The organism is Brevibacterium sp. CCUG 69071, from assembly GCF_021023135.1.
Lineage (GTDB): Bacteria > Actinomycetota > Actinomycetes > Actinomycetales > Brevibacteriaceae > Brevibacterium.
The window spans coordinates 85,025-109,595 of record NZ_PGFV01000002.1 but is presented as its reverse complement, the minus strand read 5'-3'; the positions used below and the strand labels follow the sequence as shown (position 1 = coordinate 109,595).

Sequence of the window (24,571 nt, the reverse complement as noted above, 5' to 3'; positions counted from 1 at the left end):
GGCTTCTGCACCCTGGATCCGCTGTGCGCCAGTGGACGCAGTGCACCGGATCAGAGGATTCGGCGAGCTCCTGAGAACTCGTTGCCTTTGTCCCACGACTTCCAGTCGGTGACGTAGACGTCCTTCGAGGCGTTGGGCGAATGGATCATCTTGCCGCCGCCGATGTACATGCCGACGTGGTGGACGGTGCCGGAGCTGGTCGAGAAGAACAGCAGGTCGCCTTCCTTGAGGTCGCTCGAGGAGACTGCCTTTCCGACCTTCGCCTGCTCGCCCGAGTCGCGCGGGATGTCGATCCCGTGGGCGCGGTAGACGCTGTAGGTGAACCCGGAGCAGTCGAAGCCGTAGGCCGAGACTCCGGCCCACAGGTAGCGGAGTCCGTCGAACTGCTTCGCGGTCTCGACGAGGTCCTTGCCGCTGGGCTTCTTCGGCGATTCGTCGACATCGTAGACGTTGACGTCATCCGCGTCGATCCAGGCGGCGCCTCCTCCGGGCAGAGCGACGCGAACATCGTCGACGTCCTGGGCGATGAGCGGCAGGTCGACGTTGAAGCTGACATCGGCCCCGGTATCCTTGGTGAACTCGATGCCTTCGAGCGTGCTCTTCTTCTTCGTCACCACCGCACGAGGCTGGTCTTCCTTGAGCTGACCGAAGCGGTCGTTCTCGGTCAGCTGCTTCGTCGGCAGCCAGCCGGGATAGCCCTTCTTGTTCTTGGGGGTCTTCTGGTCCTTGATGCTGACCTCAGCCCAATCACTCTTGATCTTGAGCACGGTGACCTCTGAGCCGTATACGGCCTGGGTCTCGACCTTGCCGGTGAGATCACGGCGGTCGTCGGTGTCCTTGAGGTTCTCGTTCCACTTGTCGAGGTCGACGGGGTGATCGAGGGCGGGCTCGTCCATCTTGCGCGGCGCGTCGGGGTCGGTCCACAGGGTGGCGACGGTGACGTCGACGTAGGCGGTCTCACCTTTGTCGATCTTGCCGTCCGTGATCGGTTCGAGTTCTTGACCGGGAACGACGTCGGCAGACATGTCACCCGAGGATTCACCATCGGTCGCGTTGAGTGAGCTCGACAGTGCGGGAGCACCTGCGCCGAATACAAGTCCGAACCCAAGTGCCGCCGAAACAGCAATTCTGGTACGCATTATTTCTCTTTCGGTCTGCAGGTGTCACACACCCGCGTGGGGGAAGTCTCCGAAGTTGCGCTTGCGCATTCGGTATGCGGACTTCGCCGCCTTCGACACCGATCGTGTTCGATCGATCTCGCGGGCTTCGAAGCGCCACACAGTGCCCATCTTACTGTCTGACCGTAGGTGGACGGCAAGCTCGGCACTGTGGCAGGATATCGCGCTCAGGACGTGAAAAGAAGTGTCCTTGCTCGAATCGATACAGAGATGAGACCTCTGTTCAGCGGTCGGAAGTTCGGCGTCCGGAAGTTCGGCGGTCGGCGGTGGGATCTCAGCCCGACGCTCAGCGGAGGAATTCCGCGGCCAGGAGTTCGAGGGTTTGGATTCGCCCGAAGTCCTCGCGCAGGTCCTCTCCGTCCATGGCCCCGGCCACGGGCTGGATCATGATCTCGTCGACCTCGAAGCGTGCGGCGAGCTCTTCGAGCTGCCCTGCGGCGGCACGGGCATCGCCGACGATCCAGTTCTGGGACAGCTCCTCGCCGACCATTCTCTCCTGATCGGTCATAATCGAGCGGACATCTTCACCGGCCAACCGCAGCGGCCCCATCTGTCCGCCTGTGCGCAGCCGTGCCATCTGGAGCAGGAACGGCTCCGACCTCAGCTGCGCCTCCTCATCGGTGGGCGAGACGACTGCGTTGACGGTGACGAAGGTGCGTGGTTCCTCGCCGTAGGCACCGGGCGTGAAGTTGTCACGATAGATCTTCATCCCGGTTGTCGCGCCGGCAGCGAAGTGGTTGGCGAAGACATAGGGCATTCCGAGTTCCGCGGCCAGACGCGCTGAGTATCCGGACGAGCCGAGCAACCACGGCAGGGGCTGTGTGCCGGGCACCGCCGCCGGGGTCGCGTGCAGCACATGTTCGCGTCCGCCGTGCAGGGGAACGCGCAGGCCCTCGGGAGTCATCAGGCTCAGTGTGTCGATGACGTGCTGGGGGAACTGTTCGACAGGGTCGACCGTCCGACCTTCCCAGTCGACCATGCGACCTTCACCGAGGTGGCCCCGCATTGCCGCCGATGTGATCGGATCCGTACCCGGCGCCCGTCCGATTCCGAGGTCGATGCGGTCACCGTAGACCGCCGAGAGCAAGGCGAACAGCTCTGCTACGGCCAGGGGTGCATGATTGGGGAGCATGACTCCGCCGGATCCCAATCGGATCTGCTCGGTACCTTGACCGAGGTACATGAGTTCGGGTCCGGGCATCGTCGAGGCGATGGACGGCATGTTGTGGTGTTCGGCCACCCAATAGCGGGTGAAACCGAGACTGTCCGCGGTCTGCACGATCTGCTTCGATGCAGCGAAAGAGTCGGCTGTGCTCTGTCCGACGCGTGCCGGCACGAGATCGAGGATGGAAAGCTTCATGTCCATGGCAACAGCGGCCTCGGCGGGTTCATTCCTGAGTGGCCTTGTGACGTGGACGGCCTTGTGACGTGGACGGCCTTGTGACACGGTCGGCGCTGTGACTTGGTCGCCTGACCTGGACGGGCTGAATTGGATGGCATTGACGGCCTGAGTGGCCTGATCGGGCTGGACGGGCTGGACGGGCCGGACGGGCCGGACGGGCCGGACGGGCTGGACGGGCTGAACGGGCTGAACTGGATGACCTGGACTGCCTCATGGCCGTGAAGACAAGATCGGCTGAGGAGCGCTGTAGCCTCGGCGGCCTTTCCCGGGTGGCGCATTGGCTCAATTGAATGTCTCCGTGGACCGGTGCGGTCCGTCCCTCGCAATTGGGCAGACTCGTCCCCTTCGACCTCAGTGTGGTCTATCCGAAGAGAGTCTCGCCGATCTCTCGCGCGATGAAGCGGGCGTGTAGTATCGGTCGCCGCGCCGGGTCGATCGTCGCGGGCGGCACCCATGCCGGTCGTCCGTCTTTGAGCATCACCGAGTGCCAGTCCGTCTTATCGATCAGCCGGTGGTGCGCCCCGCACGCGAGAGTCAGATTGTTGATATCGGTTCTGCCCTTATCGGCCCACGGCACGATGTGGTGGGCTTCGCACCATCCCGGTGGAGTGTCACAGCCGGGAAAGCTGCAACCTTGGTCCCTGCTGGCGAGGATGGCCAGCTGCTTCGCGTTCGCGAGTCGATTCTCCGTTGCCACCTGCATTGTCTTCGCCTGTTCGCTTATCAGGTGGAAGAACACGTTGCCATTGAGCCCGTCGAGCGCGGCCGATCTGATCGGGAAAGGCGCCTCCGCCCCGGTCACTGCGCGTCCGCTCTGCTGTGCAAGATCCTCGGCCTTTGCGGTCACGACCAGCGCATAGGCCGCTCCGGCCTTGATGCGATCCATTTCGATGCTGCCGATGAGGCTGGCGAAACGTTCGTAGATCCGGCGCCGCACGCTCGGCTGCTTGTCGGCCATCTCAACCAGGGATCTGTCTTCACGGACTCCGAGACCCTGCGGAACACCCCCGGCGCGTTCGGCTCCCGGCTGCTGATCGGACGCAGAGTCCTGCTCCGAGGATGGGCACTGGCCATCGGCATCAACGGCGAACGGAGGCGGAACCGAGAAGTCGAGCGAAGGATCCAGGCAATCGGAGCGGTCGCCCCGGAGCACTTCAGCATAGGCATCGACCACTTCCTGATCGGTGACACCTTCCTGATCGGTGACCGATCCCTGTCCGGCGGCCATCTCCTGACCGGCCGCCATTTCCTGACCGGTGACGCCGTTGGTCGAATCCTCAGCCTTCGAAGCACTGTTCCGCGAAGCCTTCTCCTCTTCTGTCTTGATCCGTGAGGTGAGCAGGCCGTTGAGGACTCCGCCGGCTTCCTCGTCCAGCCGTCCTTTGAGCGACCATGTGCCGTCTTTCAACTGACGCAGATTCACACACATGCTGTCGCGAGCGGCGGCCTCTTCAGGGGCTGCACCATCAGGATCGATCCATCCGAGAATCTCTTTGTAGAGCACGAATATGTCCCGCACACGAACGGTCGGCGCCTTCTCGACAAGAATCTGTTCGGCTTCGAGCAGCTGCTCTTCGTCGACACGCGACGAGAGGTCTTGGAGGCATTTGACGATGGCTCCGGCCTGATTCGCGGAAAGTGTTCCGTTGAGCAGCGCCTCCGACGCAACGGCGAACTTCGGGTCGATCGATTCTCCGCTGTAGTTGACTCGCTTTCCCAGCTTCTTGGCCAGTTCTGTCCTGCGTCCGGCTTCACGTTCCGAGAGGCTCAGCCGGTTCTGGATCAGTGCCTGTGTCGTCTTCGCACCGAAGTCGCGAGGTGTGCCCACCCGTTCGAACACCGAGAGAGTGACGATGGAGATGGATTCCGACAGGCGGTTGAGAGTTTCGAGCCCATCCATCACCGTGACCGCGTCGTCCGGTCCCATGGGGCGAGTGAAGGAGTGCAGCTCGCCCAGGAGAGCCTGGAGACCTTCTATGCCATCGGTCAGTTCGGGAGCGACTCCCTTGAGATCCGACCACCGGTACTGGTCGAGGAGAGGGTGAGCGTCTCCCACAGGTTCGGAATTCCGAGCGATCTCACGGTGGCGTTCGGCTCGTTCCGATTCGACTCGGGCCTGCTCAGCGGCCCGCTCGTCGAAATCGTCGAGTAGCTGCTGCCATTCTTCGTCTTCTCGCTCGCGTTGTTCCCGGATCTCGGGATAACGCTCCAGATACGCGGCGTACTCGACGGTCCGCTCTGCTTCAGACTCCTTGGACCGCTTCCGCATCCATTCTGCGCGTTCGGCGTCGAGCTGCGCGGCCAGGCGCTCGATTTCTGCTTTCGCCTCCGGATCATATGCACTCGCCTCCCACAGGTTGCGTCCGTTCCAGCGGTCGGTCGGAGGGAGTTCAGCCGTGCCAGTGTCGGCGATCGCGGCCTTTCCGGACTCCTCGGGCGCCCCGGGGAATCCGCCCAATGAGCGAGATGTCTCTCCATCGGGGCCTTCGACTTCGAGGGCGTCATCGGGCAGATCGGCCAATCTGGCGAAGAGAGCGGCCAGTGCATGGTCGCTGAGGTCCGGGCTCATCTCCCCGAGAATCTCGCTATAGGTCGGACCTCCGCATACGAACGTCTCCCCATCGGCGGCACCGGCAGGGCGCATGCCGTCAGCAAGCCTGTCCTGCTCGTTCGGCTGACGCCTCGGGGTGAGAGTCATGGTTTCACTGTCCATTCTTCAACGTCGTTGTTGATCTCTTGTGTCTATTCTACAATCATGAATCTGATTGTGTCTATAGTTTTGTACTAATTTGTCTCAATATTTCTGCTTTCAGTTCGGTGCGTTTCTATTTTCGGGCAGGTTCTACTCCCGAAGGAGACTGGTGCCGAATCACCGCCGCAACTCGTTACACTTCATTTCCTCTCGAATAGAAATAGTTCGCTCATGCCATTCACGCTACATTGAGCCTCTGACATGAGATTTCGCGTTCAACGGCGGGCTCCTGACCTGGACATCCACGCTCGAGAGAGCTGATCCTCAAAATCGTTTCCACGCCCTCCCCTCCCTACCCCGCCAGCTCTCATTTTGCCAATACCGCAAATATGTTTGCCAGCTATCACCACTGCAACTCAGACTGGAGAATGTTCAGCTCGGCCACCGCAGACATCTCTCACAGAAGGAAGCCATCATGACCACTACCCAGAGCAGCTCCGTTCTCCCGGATCCGCGCACACCCAGTGAGGTCGAGGTCGCCGTGGTCGGCGGAGGCGTCGGCGGTCTCGCCGCCTCGATCGCCCTGGCCAGGTCTCTGCGCAGCGTCATCGTCATCGATGGCGGGCAACCTCGCAATGCACCGAGCGCCCACGCCCACAATGTCATCGGGCACGAGGGCATCAGCCCACTCGAGCTCGTGGCCAAAGGCCGCCGAGAGGCTGCAGACTATGGTGTCGAGATCGTCGACGACACGGTCGTCACGGCGCGCAGCCTCGGTCAGCCCGGGAACTCCGCCTCCACCCAGGACGCGGGCGCCTCCGGCCCGGACGGAGGCTCTGCCGCCGACACTATCTTCGAACTCGAGACATCGAGCGGCAGACTCATCCGGGCTCGACGCCTCATCATCGCCACCGGCCTCAGCGATGAACTCCCCGACATCCCAGGCGTCGCCGAGGGGTGGGGCGAGACCGCCCTCCACTGCCCCTACTGCCACGGCTACGAGGTGCGCGGGCAGAACATCGGCATCATCGGCACGAGTGCCCTGTCCTACCACCAGGCGATGATGTTCTCCCAGCTCAGCGACCGAGTCACTTTCGTCCGGCACACTGCTCCGGCGCCCGATGCCGAGCAGACGAAGATGCTCGAGGCCCTCGGTATCGGCTATGTCGACGCACGTGTCGAGAGCGTCTCCCGCTCCGCCGCAGGCACCGTCCTCAGACTGCACCAGGACTCCGCAGCCACCTCGGCGACCGGGGACGCAACCGACGACACCCTCACCTTCGATGCTCTGACGGTGAGTCCCTACTTCCGAGCCAACGCTGACCTGTTCACTCAGTTGGGCGGCACCGTCGTCGCCCACCCCAGCGGGATGGGTTCGACCATCCCGACCGAGATGGCGGGCCAGACGAAGGTGCCCGGCGTCTGGGCGATCGGCAACAGCGCGGATATGTCGGCGATGGTGGTCGGCAGCGCCGCCAGCGGCGTCCTCGCCGGGGCCCACGTCAACGCCGACCTCATCATGAGCTCGTTCGGCTGAGCTTCCCCGCCGAGGTTGTGCACTCGGCCCAGCGGTTCTCAGCTCAGTGTTTGGCCTTCACGCACAGCACGGGGCACTCGGCGTCGAGAATGACCCGCTGGATCGTCGACCCGAGGAGGAACTTCCCCACGGGAGTGCGTTTCCGGGTGCCGAGCACGATCAGCTCGGCCCCCACCTCGGCGGCGGCGTCGAGAAGCTGCTCAGCGGGATCGTATTCGCTGCCCGGAGTCAGCACCCGATACTCGACCCCGGAGCGACCCAGGTAGTCCTTGACGGACTTGAGCTCGCCCTCGCCGAGGCGGTAGGAATCGCTGCGTGAGGCCGAGCGGGAGGCGTTGACGACGACCAGATCATGGCTGTCCTTCTTGGCTTGGTCGATGCCGGAATCGAGGGCCGCATGGCCCGCGGGAGTGTTGACGTAACCGATGACAATGGTCATTGTTCACCTTCGCTTATCGGGATGGTTGGCAGGGACGGAAGCGGCACGGTCAGCGCCGGGCTAGCCGGTGCCGGTACGGCTGGTGCCGGACTGGCCAGCTCCGGCACATTCAGCGCCGGACTCCATCATGTCAGCTCCTCAGGATTGCGGAACCTCGTGCTCGAGCCTCTGACCGAGCGGTTCCACAGCCAGGTCACCGCCCACAGTACGACGCCGATGCCGATCAGCGCGAGGGCGATCTGGTACTGGATCAGGTCCTCGAGACGCGCCCAGGGGCCGACGAGGAAGGCACAGCTGAACACGCCGATCCAGGGCAGCCAGGACGGAGCCTTGAAGTGCTCGTGCTGCGCGGGCTGCCGGCGCAGGATGAGCACCGCAACATTGACGACGGCGAAGACCGCGAGCAGCAGCAGGGAGGTCGTACCGCCCAGCGACGCGGTCACGGACTCCGGCAGGAACGTGGTCACGCCGATGATGAGAGCGAAGGCGATGAGGGTGGTGAAGATGATCGAGACCCACGGGGAGCGACGTCCGGCGAGGACCTTCGCGAACACCGGTGGCAGCACGTTCTGCTTCGCCATGCCGTAGAGCAGACGACTGGCCATGAGCATATTGATCAGCGCCGAATTCGCGACCGCGAACATCGTCATGAACGGGAAGATCGCATCGATCGGGATCCCCGGGGCACCGGCCTTGACCACGTCGAGCAGCGGCGTCTCCGACTCGGAGAGCTGGCCGATCGGGACCGCGGCGACGGCGACGACGGACACGAGCACATAGATGACTCCGGTGATCGAGAGTCCGGTGAGCATGATCTTCGGGAAGATCCGCGGATCCTTGGTCTCCTCGACCATGTTCACCGAATCCTCGAATCCGACCATCGAGAAGAAGGCGAGCGCCGTGGCACCCGTGACCGCGAGGAAGACGCTCTTGTCATCGGCGGTCTCGAAGATCATCACACGGGAGAAGTCGGCGCTGCCCGAGCCCAAGGCGAAGAAGCCGACGAGGATGACCAGCAGCAGGCCGGAGAGCTCGATGACCGTGAGCACGACGTTGAACCACACGCTCTCGCCGACACCACGCAGGTTGATCGCCGCGACGAGGGCGAGGAAGCCGAGCGCGATCCACATCACCCAGGTCCCCGAGATGTCCCAGCCGAAGCCCGCGACCATATTCGCGGCGAAGACGTTCGAAGCAGTCGACGCCGAGGTGATTCCCGAGCTGAGGACGGCGAAGGCGACGAGAAAGGTGACGAAGTGGATCCCGAACGCCTTGTGCGTGTACAGCGCAGCACCCGCGGCGTGGGGATACTTCGTGACGAGCTCCATATAGGAGAACGCCGTGATCAGGGCGATCAGAAAGGCGAGGATGACCGGTGCCCACCCGGCGCCGCCGACCTGTCCGGCCACCTGCCCGGTCAGGGCATAGACGCCCGTGCCCAGGATGTCGCCGACGATGAAGAGAAGGAGGAGCTTCGGCCCCATGACCCGCTTGAGGGTCTCGGGCTGCTTCCCCTCCCCCGGTTCGGTAGTGGTGGTTCCGGTGTCACTCACGATTCCTCCATCTCCGGTGTTCTCACACGTGCGCCTCGTTGCGCCCGTGCTCTCGCACTTTCACATCCGGGTGCATTCACATCCCAGTGTTGCGGACGACAGCGAGGAAGGCGGTGAACAGGGCCTTCGCATCTCGTTCGCTGTCGGGTCCGCGCTCCGCCGCCTCCTTCAGCAGGGTCTCTTTATTGAACCCCAGATTCTGCAGTTTGTCTGCGTCCCACCGCAGAATGTTCTCGCGTGTCGACTCCGGGTGGAACTGTGTTCCCCAGGCGTTGCCGACCCGGAAGGCCTGGAACTCACACGCCTGACTCGAGGCCAGCAGGGTCGCCTCGGGCGGGAGTCCGACGATCCGGTCGACGTGGCTTTCGACGAACGACGTCCGCTGGGGAAGCGCGGAGAAGACCGGGTCGGCGGCCGCCTCGGCGGTGGTGTCGATCCAGGTGTAGCCCTTCTCCGGTTCCCCGGTCTGCGCGCGCACATCACCGCCGATGATGTGGGCGATGAGCTGTCCGCCCAGGCAGATCCCGAACTGCGGCATGTCCGTGGCCAGCGCCCGCTTGGACAGCTCGGCCTCGGTGCTCAGCCACGGCGCCCGATCGGTCTCATCGGGCATGTATCCGCCGCCGAGCATGATCAGGCCGTCGTAGTCATCAAGGGCCTCGGGCGCCGGCAGCGCGGAGACTCCCCCGATGCGCAGGTCGAACTCGACGTTCTCGCTGATCATCCACCTGGTCAGCTGCCCCGGTTGGGACTCGAAGTCGTTGACGATGACGAGGAGGCGAGTCATCGCGCGTCCCTCGCCGAGGCGGTGCCACCCGATCCCGCGTCACCCGCCGAGGCGCTGCTCTCCGTTCCTGCGTCCGCCGTTCCGATGAACGCCGTGTACGCCTCTTCGTGGGCCTCGAGCACGCGCATCGCGTTGTCGAAGCCGAGCTTGCGCAGATCCGTCTCGGACCAGCCGCGCCCGGCGAGCTCGGCGAACAGGTTCGGGTACTGGCCGGCGTCGCCGAGTCCCGTCGGCAGCTCGTCGACACCGCAGATGTCGCCGCCGAGGCCGATGTGGTCGATGCCGATCCGCTCGCGCACGTAGTCGCAGTGGTCGGCGACCTGGGCCACGGTCACCTCGGGCGCGGTGCCCTGCTCCCCGGCGTCGACCCATTCGCGGCGTTCGTTCGAGACGAAGGACGGCACGAATGTCATCATCGCCACTCCCCCGTTGCCGGGCACGCGGTCGAGCACGTCATCGGGGATGTTGCGCGGGTGCGGGTTGAGCCCGAACGCGCACGAGTGGCTGAAGATCACGGGCAGTGTGGAGATGTCGAGCGACTGGTGCATGACACTCGGCGCGACATGGGAGAGGTCGACGATCATACCGATCCGATTCATCTCGGCGACGACCTCACGGCCGAATGCGCTCAGGCCCCCGTGCTGCGGATCGTCGGTGGCCGAATCGGCCCAGGAGTGAGTGGTCGACCAGGTCAGAGTCATGTACCTCGCGCCGGCCCGGGCATAGGAGCGCAGGACCGCGAGGGATTCGTCGATCTGCTGCCCGCCTTCGACGCCCATGAGCGAAGCGACCTTTCCGGCCTGGCGCGCGGCAACCACCTCGGCGGCGGTGCGGGCGAAGGCCAGGCGCTCCGGGTACGCGCTGACGACGCGGGCGACGGCATCGATCTGCTCCCAGGTCGCCTTGATCGCCTGCGCGCCGGTGATCGAGGAGTGGACGTAGACCGACCAGTACTGGGCGGCCACGTGCCCGGCGGCCAGCTGGTCCATCGTGGTGAACGGGGAGACGGCTGGGTCGTTGAGCCCCTCCACGCTGTAGTCGCGTTCCTCGCGCAGGAACCAGGCGAGGTCATTGTGTCCGTCGAAGACGTCGATGCTCATGTGCTTCTGTTCTCCTTGTCGGTGGTCGTCAGCCGTGGTCGCCGGCCGTAGTCGGTGGCCGTAATCAGAGGAAACGGTGGATCGCTTCGCCGGCTTCGCGCATGAGCGGCATGACGTCGACGACGCGGTCGGTGTCCTTCTCCCAGTTCGCGAACACCGCGTAGGCGACCCGGCGCCGAGGTGTCATGACGATCCCCGCATCGGCCCTGATCGTCCCGTTCGTCCCCGTCTTGTTCCACACCCACACATCGCGCTGGTAGTTGTAGTGCGCGAGCGGATCGAGGTCGAACGCCGAGGCGACCATCGAGGTGTCCGCGCCCGCACCCAACCAGCGTCGGAAGATCTCGTTCGTCGACTCGTCCCAGAATTCGTCCTGCGCGTGCCGGGCCATGAAGTCGGAGAGCTCCGCAGCGGTGCCCGTCGACAGGGTGCGGGGCGCCTTGGCCGGTCGCGGCCAGCGGAGGAAGTCGTGGAGACCGGAATTCTCATAGCCGAGCTGCTTGACCTGCGCCGCGACATTTTCCAGGCCGACTCGGCGGATGAGGACGTTCGTCGCGAAGTTGTCGCTGAATGCCCCGATGAGCAGAGCCACGTCGAAGATGCTCAGGTCGTTCTGGTCCATGAGGTACCAGATGCCCGATTCGTCGACCCGTTCCGACGGCCTGCGAGTCAGACGCTCCTGCAGGTCGAGGGTGCCGTCCTTATACATCTGCAGGGCCGTGTGCAGGAGGAACACCTTGCCCATGCTCGCGGTGTCGAGTTCGTCGTTCTCGTGGTGGGCGAAGACCCGCTCTCCGCTGTCGACGTCGAAGGCGAGCGCACTGAAGCGCACCCCGGGCAGCCGGTCGAAATCGAGGTCGAGGTCGAGGTCACTCATGGTCGTGCTCCTTGGTCTCTGAGTCGTGTCGTATCGGTGTCGTGGCCGAGATCAGTGGGGTCGTATCGGTGATCGGTCGTCTCGGCAACCGACCGTGTCAGCGATGGGACGTGCCCGTAGTCGGCGGTGCGATCGATCCACATCCGCGGGCAGCCATTCGCCGGCGCGTCGAGGGTGACAGCGACTCCCAACGGCAGGCTCGGCGCATCGGGGTCGTGCCCGAAGCCCATCTCGCTGACGACCGGAATGCCCGCATCGCCGAGGTAGTCCATGACCAGGTCCTCCACCTCGGCGATGGGAGCGCAGTCCTGCCAGGATCCGAGCACGACCGCATCGGCCGAGGCGAACCAGCCGCCGCGGACCAGCTGCACGAGCAGGTTGTCGAGCCGGTAGAGCTCCTCGTCGACGTCCTCGAGCATGAGGATCGAGGGTCCGTGACGGTGTCGCAGATCGCGCACGCCGGCCAGTTCGGGACTGCCCATCGCCGCTGCGACGAGACTGAGGTTGCCCCCGCCGAGGCGGCCCTTCGCCGTCCCCGGCACCAGAGTCCGCGCCCGGCTGAGTGGGCGGATGGTGCCGCTCGGGTTTCCTGCGGACGATTCGTGCTGATCTTCGCCCGTTTCGGCCGCACGGATCGTCCTCCCGATGCCGGATTCCGGCGCCTCCGCCGGGAATCCGAGTTCACGGCCGCCCCAGGGTTCGAACAGCCAGGAGAACACCTCGTCGGGGACCACAGCGGAGGACTTGAAGGGGTCGTTGCCGACCATCGGGCAGAACAGGGTGGCCAGCTGCAGGTGATGGTCCCAGGCCTGGTGGAGAGCGGTGATGTCCGAGGACCCGGTGAGCAGCTTCGGTCGGCCGTCGCGCCGCAGTGAGTGGGCCCGCAGCATCTCGAAGTCGATGCCGTCGAGCAGCCGCATCGCTCCGTAACCGCCGCGCAGGGCGATGACCGCATCGGTGTCCGGATCGCACCAGGCCTCGACGAGGTCGTTGCGGCGCTGTTCATCGGTGCCGGCCAGGTAGCTCACTCGCGGGTGCTTGGCCCGAATGTTCTCACCCCGCACGACCCGCAGCCCCCAGGATTCGAGCTGCCCGATCGCGCGCAGCAGGGACTCCTCGTCGGCGGGGCCGGAAGGGGCGATGAGGCGGACGGTGTCCCCGGCCTGCAGGGGCGCGGACTCGAGGTAGGGACTCTGCCGGGAGCCGGGGGCGCAGTCTTGCCCCGCGGTTGGTGACCCAAAATAGGGGCTCGGGCGGATCGGATCACTCATTCCTGACCAGACTCTGACTTCCCAATCGGGGAACTGCCGCGAGCAGCTCCTTCGTGTACTCATGCTGCGGATCAGCCAAGACGCTGTCGACCTCACCGTACTCCACGATCTCGCCCTTCCTCATCACGGCCACGGTGTCCGCGATGTTCCACGCCAGACCCAGATCGTGGGTGATGATGAGCGCGCTCATGCCCAGGTTCTTCTTCAGCGCTAGGAACAGCGACAGGATCTCCCCGCGCACCGAGGCATCCAGGGAAGCCACGGGCTCATCGGCGATGAGCACCTGCGGATCGAGCGCCAGCGCGCCGGCGATGACGACCCTCTGCCGCTGCCCGCCGGAGAGCTCCTGCGGAATCGATTCGAGGTAGTCCGCGGCAGGCGTGAGCTCGGCGGCTTCGAGGGCCCCGATGACTCGTTCGTACTCACGATCCTTGATCTTCTGCACCCGCAGTCCCTCGACCACCGCCTCGTAGACGCTGCGCTTGGGATTGAGCGAACCGGAGGGGTCCTGCAGGATCATCTGCACCTGCCGCCGGAACGTCCGCAGCGCCTTCGCCTTTCTCGGCAGCGCCTGCCCCTGGAAGGACAGCTGTGAGCCCGGGTCGACTTCCTGCAGCCCCAGCAGCGATCTCGCCAGAGTGGTCTTGCCCGACCCGGATTGGCCGACGACCGCGAGGATCTCGGCCCGCCGCAGCGCCAGGTCGACTCCGCGCACCGCCCGTTCCCGCCCCTGGCGAGTGTCGAAGGAGACGTTGAGGTTCTTCGCCTCGAGCACCACCTCGTCACTCATCGTCAACGGCTGCGCCCGGGTCACCTCGGCGGGCTTGAGGGTCCGCGGATTCATCCGCGATTCCGGATCCCCGATCTGCGGGAACGCACCGGCCAGCTGTTTCGTGTACTCCTCGGCCGGCTCCAGACACACCCGGTCGCTGGGCCCGTATTCGACGAGCCGTCCGTGGCGCATGATCGCGAGATTCTCGCACACCGAGGAGAGCACGGCGAGGTCGTGGCTGATCATCAGCAGGGAGATCCCGCGCTCGGCCACCAGGGAGGCGAGGCCGGAGAGGATCTGCTTCTGCACGATCACGTCGAGCGCCGTGGTCGGCTCGTCGGCGATGATGATGTCGGGTTCGCAGGCCAGGGCCATGGCGATCATGATCCGCTGCTTCTGCCCGCCCGAGAGCTCGTGCGGATAGGCCGCGGCCTTGGACCGGTCGAGGTCGACCTCGGTCAGCAGCTCGAGCATCCGCGCCTTCCGCTTCTCCGGGCTCGTCCACGTGTCCTTGGCATGGTGTTCGAGGGCTTCGATGATCTGGCCCCCGACCTCGCGGACGGGGTTGAGCGAATGCAGGGCGCCCTGGAACACGATCGAGGCCTGCGCCCAGCGCACCGCCCGGATCTGCCCGAAGCTCAGCTCCTTGAGGTCCTTCCCGCCGAGGAGGACCTGCCCGTCCAGCCGGGCCGACTTGGGCAGCAGACGCAGGGCCGACATGATCAGGGTCGACTTCCCCGACCCCGACTCTCCGGCGATGCCCAGGGTCGCGCCCGAGGGCAGGTCGAGGCTGACCCCGCTGACAGCGATGACGTCACCGCGGGTGGCGGAGGAGGAACGGTAGGTGATCGACACATCGTCGAAACGCAGATCGGTCATCAGCGGCTCCTCAGGGCGGGGTTGATGATGGCCTCGAGCGCGCGCCCGACCATCGTGAAGGAGAGCACGACGAGCAGGATCGCGATGCCCGGGGTGAGCACGTACCACCAGTAGCCGGAGGTCGCGGCGGAGACGTCCATCGAGTTCTTGAGGATCGTGCCCCAGGACTCCTTGCTCGTATCGCCGAGCCCGAGGAAGGACAGGGTGGATTCGGCGATGATCGCTCCGCCCACCGTGAGAGTCGTGTTCGCGAGCACGAGCGGCATCACCGAGGGCAGCAGGTGCTTGAACAGGATGTGCGAGTGCCCGGCGCCGAGGATGCGCGCCCTCTCGATGTAGAGCCGGGATTCGACGCTCAGGGTCTGGGACCGCACGATCCTCGCCGTCGAGGCCCAGGAGGTCAGTCCGATGGCGACGACGATCGTGAACACCCCGCGTTCGAGGACCGAGGAGAGCACGATCGCCAGCAGCAGGGAGGGCAGGACGAGGAAGAAGTCGATGATGCGCATGACCACGGCCCCGAACAGTCCGGTGAAGTGGCCGGCGGCCAGACCCATGATGGTGCCGATGACCATGGACATCACGGTCGCCGCGACGCCGACGAGGATCGAGACCCGCGATCCCCAGAGGATGCGCACCCACATCTCCCGACCGAGGTCGTCGGTGCCCAGCGGGTGGGCGAGGCTCGGCGGAGCGTAGCGCGGCACATCGAGCTGTTTGGTCACGTCCAGCCGGGACTCCGGGGCGATGAGCGGGGCGAGGACCGCGATGAGGATGAAGAAGATGAGCAGCACGGCGCCGACCATCGCGGGGATGTCGGAGCGGAACATCGCCCAGTTCTTCTTGGCGTTGTTCAACCGGCGTTCACGGACGAGCTTCGCGCCGTCGACGGCGGGGGCGCCGGACTGCGGGCTCCGGCCCGAACTCGGGTTCAGGGAGCCTGCGCCCGATGGCTTGCCCGGGGCCGCCTCGGCGGGGGTGTTCGCAGTCATCAGGCCCTCCTGATTCGCGGATCGAGCCAGCGGTAGACGAGGTCGGCCGCCAGATTCATGACGATGATGATCGCCGAGAACACGACGAAGGTGCCCTGCAGCAGGGGCAGATCGGGGCCGCGGATGGCCTCGAAGGTGAGCTTGCCCAGGCCCGGCCAGGAGAACACGGCCTCGACCGTCACGGCGCCGGCGATGAGCCCGCCGATGTGGAGGAAGACCACGGTGACGGTGGGCAGCAGGGCGTTGGGCACGGCGTGCCTGCGGCGCACCTCGTCCTCGGTCAGGCCCTTCGCGCGGGCGGTGGTCAGGTAGTCCTCGTTCATCTCCTCGAGCAGGGAGGCGCGCATGACCATGAGGAACTGCGCGTAGACCACGGCGACGAGGGAGACGACGGGCAGGATGAGGTGTCTGATGACGTCGATGACCGCCGCGAAGGACCACGGTTCGAGTCCGGGGGTGACCATGCCGCCGGTGGGCAGCCACTGCAGGGTGCCGCCGAAGATCATCAGCAGGATGAGTCCGAGCCAGAAGGTCGGCACCGACCAGAAAACGAGCGAGGTCGAAGAGGCGAGCTTGTCGAAAAGCGAGTTGCGGCGCCAGGCCGAGAGCTGTCCGAGCCACAGTCCCAGCGCGATGGCGATGACGGCCGCGGTGGCCGTGAGCAGCAGGGTGGGCCCGATGTATTCGCCGATGAGCGCGGCCACGGACTTGCGGTAGACGTAGCTCTCGCCGAGGTCGCCGGTGAGGATGCCGACGAGGTAGTCCCAGAACTGGACGATGACGGGTTTGTCGAGGCCGTACTGGCTGCGCAGCTCGGCGATCTGGGCCGGGCTCATCGGTCGTTCCTTGGCGATCTTGAGCACGGGGTCGCCGGGCAGCATGCGGAAGGCGAAGAAGCCGAGGACGACGACGAGGATCATCGAGACCGCGGCTCCGCCGAGCTTCCGCAGCAGGTAGCCGAGGAACGATCCGCCCTTCGGCGGCTCGTCCATATCCGCAGGGCCGATGGATGCGGGGCCGCCGGATGCCCCGGATGACGGCCCGCCGGCTGCGGATCCGCCGGATGACGGTCCGCCGGACTCCGGCGCCGAGGCGGTTTCCGGGTTCTCCGGGTCCGTCGGCTGGGGATGGTCGTGGGTGGGTGTGCTCACTGTGGTGCTCCTGGTGCTGGGGTCATCGTCCCGGGTGCCGGATGCCCGGCACCCGGGACGATAGAGAGGGGACTATTCGCGATCGTCGGACTTCTTGCGGCGGGTGAGGAAGAAGGCTCCTCCGACGATGACGACGATGGCCGCGACTCCGATGCCGATCCAGCCGCCGGCTCCGAGCCCGCCGCCCTCACCGGAGGCATCCTCGGCGCTGGCGGATTCGACCGAGGCGTAGCCCCAGTAGCCGACCTGGTTGGCGATGGCTCCGCCGTCCGAGGGCTGCTTGGTGAAGTTCGTGAACTTGTCCGAACGGTAGGCCTCGAGCTGGTTGGGGTACCACAGCATCACCGAGGGGGTGTCCTCGTAGTTGATCGCCAGCGCCTGCTTGACCAGTTCCGCCCGCTTCGCTCCGTCGAGTTCGACGTGCTGCTGCTGGTAGAGCTTGTCGTAGTCCTTGTTGCAGTAGCCGTCCTGCGTGGTGCCGCCGTTGCCGTCGGCGTCGGGGCGCTGTCCGCAGGTGTTGATGCTCATCTGGTAGTCCGGATCGGGGTTGACCGACCAGCCGGAGAAGTACATGTCGTAGTCGCCCTTGGTGGTGCGCTCGGAGACGGTGTCGACGTCGCTCGATTCGTTCTCGAGCTTGATCCCGATGTCCTTCATCCACGGTTCGAGGAACTTCGCCGTGTTCTGTTCGATCGGGGCGTCGGCATCGGTGAGGAAGCGCAGTTCGAGCTTCTTCCCGTCCTTCTCGCGGATGCCGTCGGAGCCTTCCTTCCACCCGGCCTCGTCGAGAAGCTTCTTCGCCTGATCCACGTCGAAGCCGGAGACCACCGGATCGTCGGTCGGCAGCGCCCAGGTCGAGTAGACCGCGGGGATGAAGCTCGTGGCCGGCTGGGCGTAGTCCTGCATGACCTGCTTGCGCAGGGTCTCGACGTCGATGCCGGCACGGATGGCCTGCCGGACCTTCTTGTCCCCCAGCGCCTCGGCGCCGGTGCCGAACTCCTTGCCCTTCGCATCGGCCATGCCGGAGTTGATGGAGATGCCGTTGAAGCGGCGTCCGTGTCCGTCGTTGAGCTCGACACCGTCGGCACCCTTGATGGCGGTGAACTGTTCGGGGGTCAGCCCGGTGATGAAATCGACCTCGCCGGAGCGGATCGCCTGCACCTGGGCATCGGAGTTCGTGTAGTAGCGGTACTGGATCTCGTCGAGCTTGGGCTTGCCGCGCCAGAAGTTCGGGTTGGCCTTGAGGGTGACGGATTTGTTCGCCTCGTAGCTCTCGAGCTGGAAGGGCCCCGATCCGACGGTGTCTTTGTCGTTCTTGAACTCGCCGGGCTTGTCGACCTTCGACCACACGTGTTCGGGGACGACAGGGATCTCCTGACCGGGATTGTTCGCCTGCGGCTCCTTGAGGGTGATGACGACGGTGGAGTCATCGGTGGCCTCCACCTTGTCGAAGTTCTCGACGAGGCTGCCGTTGGCGACCGCCATCTCCTCCTTCTCCATCATCTGGGTGTAGGTCCAGGCGACATCGTTGGCCGTGAGCGGTTCGCCGTCGGACCACTTCATGTCGGGGCGGATCTTGTAGGTCCAGACCTTGCCGTCGGAGTCGGTGTTCCATTCGGTGGCGAGTCCCTCGGTGATCGAGCCGTCTTTGGCGTCGTTGGCCACGAGATTCTCATACATGTACCGGAACGTGTTCGTCGGCAGCAGGTAGAAGGAGGTGAAGGGGTTGAACGAGTCGATGAATCCGTCGGTGGCGATGCGCAGCACGGAGGAGTCATCGGCGGCTTCGGTGGTTTCCGCGTGGGCGGGGGCGGCCGCGAGCGACCCGGCCAGTGCCAGCGCCGCGACGCCGGCGAGGCACTTCACCCAACCTCGGCGCAGTCTGTGATGTGCGAACATCGTAGTCCTTCGGTAGAAACGGTGATTCAGTTATCTGTCGGCGCAGGTGAGACCCTGCTCACACTTCATCCTAAGTTCTTCTGCCCTCAATGCGGGGCAAGCGCGTCCTGTTCTTTCGCGTCGGTCTCACCCGCCTTCCGGGACCTGTGGGGCAGTGGCGTCAAAGCCGCCTCTCCCGCTTCGGCGAGGACTTCGGCAATGCCCTGACCTCGGCGAATGAGGAGGAATTCGAGGGCAGGGCCGGCTTCGCCGCTGCGGTACCCGTAGACGGGAACGCGCGGGAGCATGTTGTAGGAGTAGGAGTTCGAGAAGTAGTAGGCGCCGGTGTCCGGCACGGCCAAGAGGTCCCCGGCGTCGAGGCGCGGGAGCAGGCGGTCGCGGGCGATGAGGTCTCCGGCGAAGCAGGCGGGGCCGGCGACGTCGGTGGGGACAGTTTCGGTGAGGGCTGATTCGGTGAGGGCTGATTCGGTGGGGGCTGCTTCGGTGGGAACCGCCTCGGTGGTCTTGGGTCGGCCCTGCGGATCGAAGCCGAGCACGCGCAGCGGCCAGTCGTCCGGGGCGTAGGCCGTGCGGGTGGCGACCTGGGCTCCGGCGTGGGTCATGGCGATGCGGCGGCCGCCCGTGGTCTTCGCATATTCGACGCGGGTGAGGGTGGTGCCGGCCTTGGCCAGCAGGGCGCGGCCGAATTCGGTGACGATCTCGAAGTCGAAGAGCGCAGGGATGCGGGCGTCGATGGCGGCGCGGTAGTCGGCGAAGGTGGGGGTGATGTCCTCGCCGGCGAAGTTCACGGGCAGTCCCCCGCCGATGTCGATGCGCGTGACCTGGCGGGCGCTGTCGGTCGGGCGGCCTGCACTGTCGGTCGGGTGGCCTGCGCCCTGGCCTGCACCTTCGCCTGCGGCGACGCGGGCGTTGATCTCCTGGGCGAGGTCGACGACGGCGGCGATGCCTTCGGCGGCCTGGTCGAGGCCGACGCCCTGAGATCCCGAGTGCACGTGGATCTGGGTCAGCCAGGGCCGGGCCAGATAGGCGGCGATGAGCGCCTCCCGGTTGCCCTCGTCGCTGAGTCCGATCCCGAATTTCGAGGTTTCGGTCGCTGTCGACAGGGCTCCGATCCGGCCCGCTCCCGACTGGGGGTTGATCCGGATCCCCATCCGCGCCGAGGTGGTTCGTCCCTCGAGGAGAATGTCGAGGCGGGCGAGCTCCTCGAAGTTGTCGGCATTCATCGAGACGCCGAGCTCGACGGCTCGTCTCAGCTCGGTCCAGGTCTTCGCCGGGGAGTCGAAGACGATGGACTCGGGGGCGAAGCCGGCGGCCGCCGCGAGTTCGAGTTCGCCGGGGCTTGCGACCTCGCAGCCGGCGCCGGCCTCGGCGAAGAAGTGCAGGAGCGGTCGCAGCGGCACCGCCTTGGCGGCGACGGCATGGAGGACCGGGTTCTGGGAGGCGAAGGCCGCGGTGAGCTGGTCGAAGGCCTCGGCGACCTGGTCGACATCGATGAGGCCGAGCACCGGGGTGCTGTCATCGAGGGTAGGTGCGGTGGCCTCGGGTGCTGCGGCGACGTTTCCCTCGGATGCGGCGGGTGCGGCGAATTCAGCACCAGCGTTCACGGTGCCGTCGGCGATCGCGGATCCTTCGGCGATCGCGGCGATGGCGAGCTGCCTGCGTGCGGCGGCTGAGGAAGTGTCAGGTCGTTGACTGTGCATGCTGTCCTTCGTCGGCGGTATAGAGGAACTCTAGAACGCCGCGCCTACGAGGACCGGACAACAATCTGCCAAACTTGGCGCCGCCTCATTGTCGGTAAATGACAATCAGGCCCGCGGTGACAGTCAGTTCAGATGCGCGATGACAATCAGCTCGGGTACGTGCGGACAATAAGCTCAGGCCCGCGATGGCAATCAGCTCAGATGCGCGATGGCACTCTGCCGGGAGACCACACTCACCGGCTGCGGTCGAACACGAGCACCGCCAGCTCCAGCCACAGTCGCCCGGCTCTCTCGGCGGTAGAGAGACCCGTGAGCTCTTCGATCCGGCCGAGCCGATGCCGCAGAGAATTCGTGTGGACATGCAGACGGCGGGCCGCCTCGGCGGAGTTGCCGACGGTCGCGAAGTACACGCGCAGGGTCTCGAGCAGCTGTCCCTGATGCTCCGCGTCGTGGCGGGCCAGGGTCCGGGCGGGAGCGGTGATCCGCGGATCGGCACCGGACAGGGCATCGGCGGCCTCGAGGCCGACGAGTTCGGCGGCGACCTCGGCAGCCGTGGCCCCGAGCACGCTCTCACCCTCGTCCGAGGCGCTCTCGCACCCCGTCCCCGCTCCCCTGCTCAGCAGCGCATCGACGACGTAGACGGCTTCCGTCCACGAGCGGTGGACATGGTCGAGTCGGTCGACCGCGGCGCCGATGCCGAAGCGCAGTCGGTCCTCCGCCGAGGCCGAGCGACGCAGGGCGGCGGTGACGTTGGTTCCGATCTCGGCCGCGGACAGCGGCTCGTCCATGTGCACGAGCACGGCGAGCCGGCCGCTGGCCTCGTCGTGGGCGAGCACGGCATCGGCGAAGGCGGCCCGCAGATGGAACCGCAGGACGGGCTCCCGCTCGGGGCTCACCTCGGCGAGGGCCAGGGTCGCATAGTGGCCGGAGAAGGGCAGGGCAAGCAGGGTCGCTGCAGGTCCGAGGTCCGGAGAACCGGCGAGGATCGAGGCCAGGGCCTCCCGCCGGATCCGCTTCTCGAAGGGCGAGCGCCGCAGGGTGCGGAGCATGACGGGCAGGGCGGCGCGGGCCGCATCGCGCAGCACCTCGCACAGGGATGCCGGGTCGACCGTGGCGGGATAGGCGGCCCAGATCGTGCCGATGAGCTCGCCCTCGCTGCGCAGTGCGATGACCGACCGGGCCGGGGTGCGGTCCTCGGCCGGGCGTTCGACGACGTCGGTCGAGTGGCGGACGGTGTCGAGGAATCCGGATTCCTCGAGCTCGGCGATCCGCCAGTCGGGGATCGCGCCGGTGAGGATCGTCTCGCGGCGGATGTCGTCGATCTCCTCGCTGAGGTTGGCGTGCGCGAGGACGCGCGAGGCCGGGTCTTCGATTGTGATCGAGGCTCCGGTCGATTCCGCGATGACCGCGGCCAAGGCACTGAGATCGTCGACATCGGGCCAGGCCAGGGCGCTCGTCGCCCCTTCGCGGAGCTGCCGGAGGTGGACGAGGACCTCGGACCAGGTGACGTGGGCGGAGCGTTCGAGGAGGACCGGTCCGACGCCGTCGATCGGACCGTCGCCGAGGTGCTTGTGCGTTCCGGGACCGAGCACGAGTGCCGCGGCCCCGCGGTGGGCGGCGACGATTCGGTCGAGCCCGCTGGGACTCTCGACCGCCTCGGCGATGAGGATGACGGTGCCCGCCAATGCGGAGTGGGCAGTGTCGGTGCCGTCTGCGGGCAGGTCAAAGTCGAATTCGATGCGAGTGACCTCGGTGTCGTCGGCCGCTTCGCTCAGCGGCAGAAGGAAGCCCTCGGTGTCCCTGATCAGGCGGGACAGCCGCAGCGTCGTGTGCTCGGTCATGTCTTCACTGTAGTCGGCAGGCGTTTCGCCCACATTGCGGGGCCGAGCCGATCGGCGAGATCGCGGATGCCTACTCCGGCGAGAAGAATTTGAACTGGATTGCTCGGAGCACGACCTGAGCTTGGCTCTTTGCGCCCAGCTTGATGCGCAGGTTCCGAGCATGTGACTTCACCGTGTGCACGGTGACGGACTGCGCTGCGGCGATCTCCTCATAGTCGTGTCCCCGGCACAGGTGCCCGAGCAGGTCCATCTCCCGCTCGGTGAGCTGGGGCGCCGAGTTCGGGGCATCGGGGATGACGTCTCCGCTGATGACGAGGTCCTCGGCCAGCGATTTCAGCAGTCCGGGTGCATCCCCGTGGGCCGCGGAGCGGACGACCGAGACGAGCTCGTCGTCGCCGGCCGTCTTGTTCACCACGGCGAGGGCTCCGGCCTCGAGGCCGCGCGCGATGCCCGGTCCGGGTGAGACCGTGGTCAGCAGCACCACGATCGCCTCCGGATCGATGGTCCTGATCGCTTCGGTGGCGTCGACCCCGCTCATCCCCGGCGGCATATTGACGTCCATGAGGACGACGTCCGGACGCGTCGCGGCGAAGGCATCCACGGCGTCCTCCCCGGAATGCACGGGGTCGATCACACGGAATTCGCCCGAGTCCCGGAGCACAGCGGTGATCGCGCGGGTCGTCCACGAATCATCGTCGACGACGAGGACCGCGATCGGCTTCGACCTCGCCGAGGTGGTGGCGTGACTCGCCGAGGCGGTGCCGGAACTCGCCGAGGCGGTGGCGCTTCTCGCCGAGGCGGGGCCGAGGTCTGAGGTCTGCACCGTGTTCGTTCCCTCGATCATCACACCTCGGCCCAATTCTTCTCACCGACGGGTCGGTTCGATCCGCTCGATTTCCCGGATCCATCGAGTCGTTCGGAGTCGCCGAGTCGTTCGGAGTCGCCGAGTCGATCGGCGCCAGCGGGTCGTTCGGAATCATCTGGTCGTCCGGATCTGCTCTGCTCTTCTGAGCTTCGCTGCCCTCCCGCTGCTCCTTCGTCGACCGGAATCCCAGATTCGGCTCTTTCGCAGAGGACAGCGATCTCCTCTCCCTGGCCAAGCGTCGCGGCAGTCGAGCCGCCGCGGGAGCCGTGGGACTCACCGCGGGAGCCGTGGGACTCGGAGTGGGGGCCACCCGCCTCGGCGCGGGAATTGCCCGCCACGGCGACGGAATTACCCTCTTCGGGCCGCAGATATCGGACGGGCACGGCCACCTCGACGATGACGTTCTGCCCTTCGGCTGAGAGCACGCGGCAGGTTCCGTTGACCGCGGTCGCCCTGCGGTCAAGCGATCGCGGCGTCCGGGGCAGCTCTGCCGGCGCCTCGTTCCGACTGCGGCAGACGAGTTCGGCCCGATCGTCGGAGCCTGCTCGCATCTCCACTTCCAAGGAGGCGGGAGAGCCCGGGGCCGAATAGCGGATGACGTTCGTTGCGAGTTCGAGCACGATGGCGGTGAAATGCCGACCGAGGTCCGCCGAGGCGTACTTCGGCAGCTGGTCCATCTGTATCGTCAGGGGCACGGAACCGGCGGAGCAGCCGCTGTCGATCGCCGCAGCCAGCTGCTCGGCCTCGGTGTGCAGACGGAAGCGGGAATCCTGCGGTTCCCCGGATCTGAGACTGCCCACCAGGTGTCGCAGACGTTTCGTCGCTTCGGCATTGACAAGCGCGAGCTCGGCGAGCAGACGGTCGGAATCTGGCGAGGTGCCTTCCCGTGCCATGGTCCTGATGATCGCGGATTCGGTGGCCAGCGAGTTCGAGATCGTGTCGTGCATATCGCTGGTGAATCGCGTCCGCATCGACTCCACCGTCTTCTGGTGGTCGACGGCGGCGCGTTCGCGGCGGAGGATCTCCCGGTGGATCCGCAGCTCGACGAAACCGGCGGCAGCGCCGATCAGCGAATAGGTCAGCCACCCGAAGCCGAGATCGATGAAGCCCGCGACCCCGCCGTCATAGGCGCCCAGCTCAGTGGCAGTCAACAGGTAGGCGACGAGGCCGGTCGTGGCGATCGCCGCACCGATCCACCGGCGGTGGCTGAGCAGCACCGCGACGGCGAAGATGAGCACCTCGGGGAACATGTTCTCCAGGTCGGGGTAGAGCGCGACGAAGACGATGCTCAGGCCGGTGGAGACGAGTGCAGTGACCAGAGGGAGGAAGGGGGCGAAGACGAAGAGGGCGTAGGCGCCGATGAGCAGCGCCACGTAACGCGGCTCGGTGATCTCGAACGAGCCCGGGACCAGAACGGTCAGACAGAGGATGAGGGCGAGCAGACGAATCGGCAGGTCCACGAAGCGCGGTCCGCGGAGGAACCGCCACACCCGGTCCGGGGCGCTCATCGAACTGTCTTCGCGCAGAGAGGTCATGGACTCCATTGTGCTACAGTCGCCGACCGCGTGGGTCCGCACCGGATCCCCGAGGCCGGCCGGCCCAGCCGCTCGAGGTCCGGCCGTCGGCCGAGCCGCCC

Annotated in this window: 18 protein-coding genes; 1 reads left to right on the top strand and 17 read right to left on the bottom strand. The window is 66.0% G+C overall.

The window, feature by feature from the left end; genetic code table 11:
- Positions 1-50: 50 nt before the first annotated feature.
- The 3 genes from CV023_RS05735 to CV023_RS05725 form a co-directional block, all read right to left on the bottom strand.
- Positions 51-1,139: a C40 family peptidase gene (locus CV023_RS05735; RefSeq protein WP_230744507.1), complete on the bottom strand. Its 1,089-nt coding sequence runs from the start codon at positions 1,137-1,139 to the stop codon at positions 51-53.
- Between the two features lie 325 nt (positions 1,140-1,464).
- Positions 1,465-2,544, bottom strand: a complete 1,080-nt coding sequence (locus CV023_RS05730) for an LLM class flavin-dependent oxidoreductase (protein WP_230744506.1) — start codon at positions 2,542-2,544, stop codon at positions 1,465-1,467.
- Positions 2,545-2,941: 397 nt separating this feature from the next.
- Positions 2,942-5,278 carry an HNH endonuclease signature motif containing protein gene (locus CV023_RS05725; RefSeq protein WP_230744505.1) on the bottom strand — a complete coding sequence of 779 codons (2,337 nt, stop codon included), beginning with the start codon at positions 5,276-5,278 and terminating at the stop codon, positions 2,942-2,944.
- A gap of 469 nt (positions 5,279-5,747) precedes the next feature.
- On the opposite strand from CV023_RS05725, the gene CV023_RS05720 reads away from it, so the two are divergent.
- Positions 5,748-6,809, top strand: coding sequence for an NAD(P)/FAD-dependent oxidoreductase (locus CV023_RS05720; protein ID WP_230744504.1), 1,062 nt, complete (start codon positions 5,748-5,750; stop codon positions 6,807-6,809).
- Positions 6,810-6,852: 43 nt separating this feature from the next.
- Here the strand turns inward: CV023_RS05720 and CV023_RS05715 are convergent, their stop codons facing one another.
- From CV023_RS05715 to CV023_RS05650, 14 genes are all read right to left on the bottom strand, one after another.
- On the bottom strand, positions 6,853-7,248 hold the full coding sequence (locus CV023_RS05715; protein WP_230744503.1) for a universal stress protein: 396 nt from the start codon (positions 7,246-7,248) through the stop codon (positions 6,853-6,855).
- Positions 7,249-7,373: 125 nt separating this feature from the next.
- Positions 7,374-8,732 (bottom strand): APC family permease, encoded by a 1,359-nt coding sequence (locus tag CV023_RS05710; RefSeq protein WP_269067219.1) that lies wholly within the window; start codon positions 8,730-8,732, stop codon positions 7,374-7,376.
- A gap of 145 nt (positions 8,733-8,877) precedes the next feature.
- The gene (locus tag CV023_RS05705) at positions 8,878-9,588 is read right to left on the bottom strand and encodes a type 1 glutamine amidotransferase (RefSeq protein WP_230744501.1); all 711 of its coding nucleotides are present in this window, start codon (positions 9,586-9,588) and stop codon (positions 8,878-8,880) included.
- A complete protein-coding gene (locus CV023_RS05700) occupies positions 9,585-10,688 on the bottom strand; it encodes a dipeptidase (protein WP_230744500.1) in 1,104 nt (367 codons plus the stop codon). Before CV023_RS05700 ends, CV023_RS05705 begins: the two co-directional genes overlap by 4 nt.
- Positions 10,689-10,752: 64 nt before the next feature.
- Positions 10,753-11,565, bottom strand: a complete 813-nt coding sequence (locus tag CV023_RS05695; RefSeq protein WP_230744499.1) for a serine hydrolase — start codon at positions 11,563-11,565, stop codon at positions 10,753-10,755.
- A complete protein-coding gene (locus tag CV023_RS05690) occupies positions 11,562-12,836 on the bottom strand; it encodes a S66 peptidase family protein (RefSeq protein ID WP_230744498.1) in 1,275 nt (424 codons plus the stop codon). The genes CV023_RS05695 and CV023_RS05690 overlap by 4 nt, the downstream gene beginning before the upstream one ends.
- Complete coding sequence (locus tag CV023_RS05685; RefSeq protein ID WP_230744497.1) at positions 12,829-14,487, bottom strand: ATP-binding cassette domain-containing protein; 1,659 nt, start codon at positions 14,485-14,487, stop codon at positions 12,829-12,831. The genes CV023_RS05690 and CV023_RS05685 overlap by 8 nt, the downstream gene beginning before the upstream one ends.
- A complete protein-coding gene (locus CV023_RS05680; protein WP_230744496.1) occupies positions 14,487-15,479 on the bottom strand; it encodes an ABC transporter permease in 993 nt (330 codons plus the stop codon). Before CV023_RS05680 ends, CV023_RS05685 begins: the two co-directional genes overlap by 1 nt.
- Positions 15,479-16,630: an ABC transporter permease gene (locus CV023_RS05675; RefSeq protein WP_230744495.1), complete on the bottom strand. Its 1,152-nt coding sequence runs from the start codon at positions 16,628-16,630 to the stop codon at positions 15,479-15,481. Before CV023_RS05675 ends, CV023_RS05680 begins: the two co-directional genes overlap by 1 nt.
- Positions 16,631-16,702: 72 nt before the next feature.
- Positions 16,703-18,529: an ABC transporter substrate-binding protein gene (locus CV023_RS05670; protein ID WP_230744494.1), complete on the bottom strand. Its 1,827-nt coding sequence runs from the start codon at positions 18,527-18,529 to the stop codon at positions 16,703-16,705.
- A gap of 86 nt (positions 18,530-18,615) precedes the next feature.
- Positions 18,616-20,229, bottom strand: a complete 1,614-nt coding sequence (locus CV023_RS05665) for a diaminopimelate decarboxylase (RefSeq protein ID WP_230744493.1) — start codon at positions 20,227-20,229, stop codon at positions 18,616-18,618.
- 233 nt (positions 20,230-20,462) lie between these two features.
- Complete coding sequence (locus CV023_RS05660; RefSeq protein ID WP_230744492.1) at positions 20,463-22,070, bottom strand: PucR family transcriptional regulator; 1,608 nt, start codon at positions 22,068-22,070, stop codon at positions 20,463-20,465.
- A 70-nt stretch (positions 22,071-22,140) separates the two neighbouring features.
- On the bottom strand, positions 22,141-22,914 hold the full coding sequence (locus tag CV023_RS05655; RefSeq protein ID WP_230744491.1) for a response regulator transcription factor: 774 nt from the start codon (positions 22,912-22,914) through the stop codon (positions 22,141-22,143).
- Positions 22,914-24,470 (bottom strand): hypothetical protein, encoded by a 1,557-nt coding sequence (locus CV023_RS05650; RefSeq protein ID WP_230744490.1) that lies wholly within the window; start codon positions 24,468-24,470, stop codon positions 22,914-22,916. Before CV023_RS05650 ends, CV023_RS05655 begins: the two co-directional genes overlap by 1 nt.
- Between the last annotated feature and the right edge of the window lie 101 nt (positions 24,471-24,571).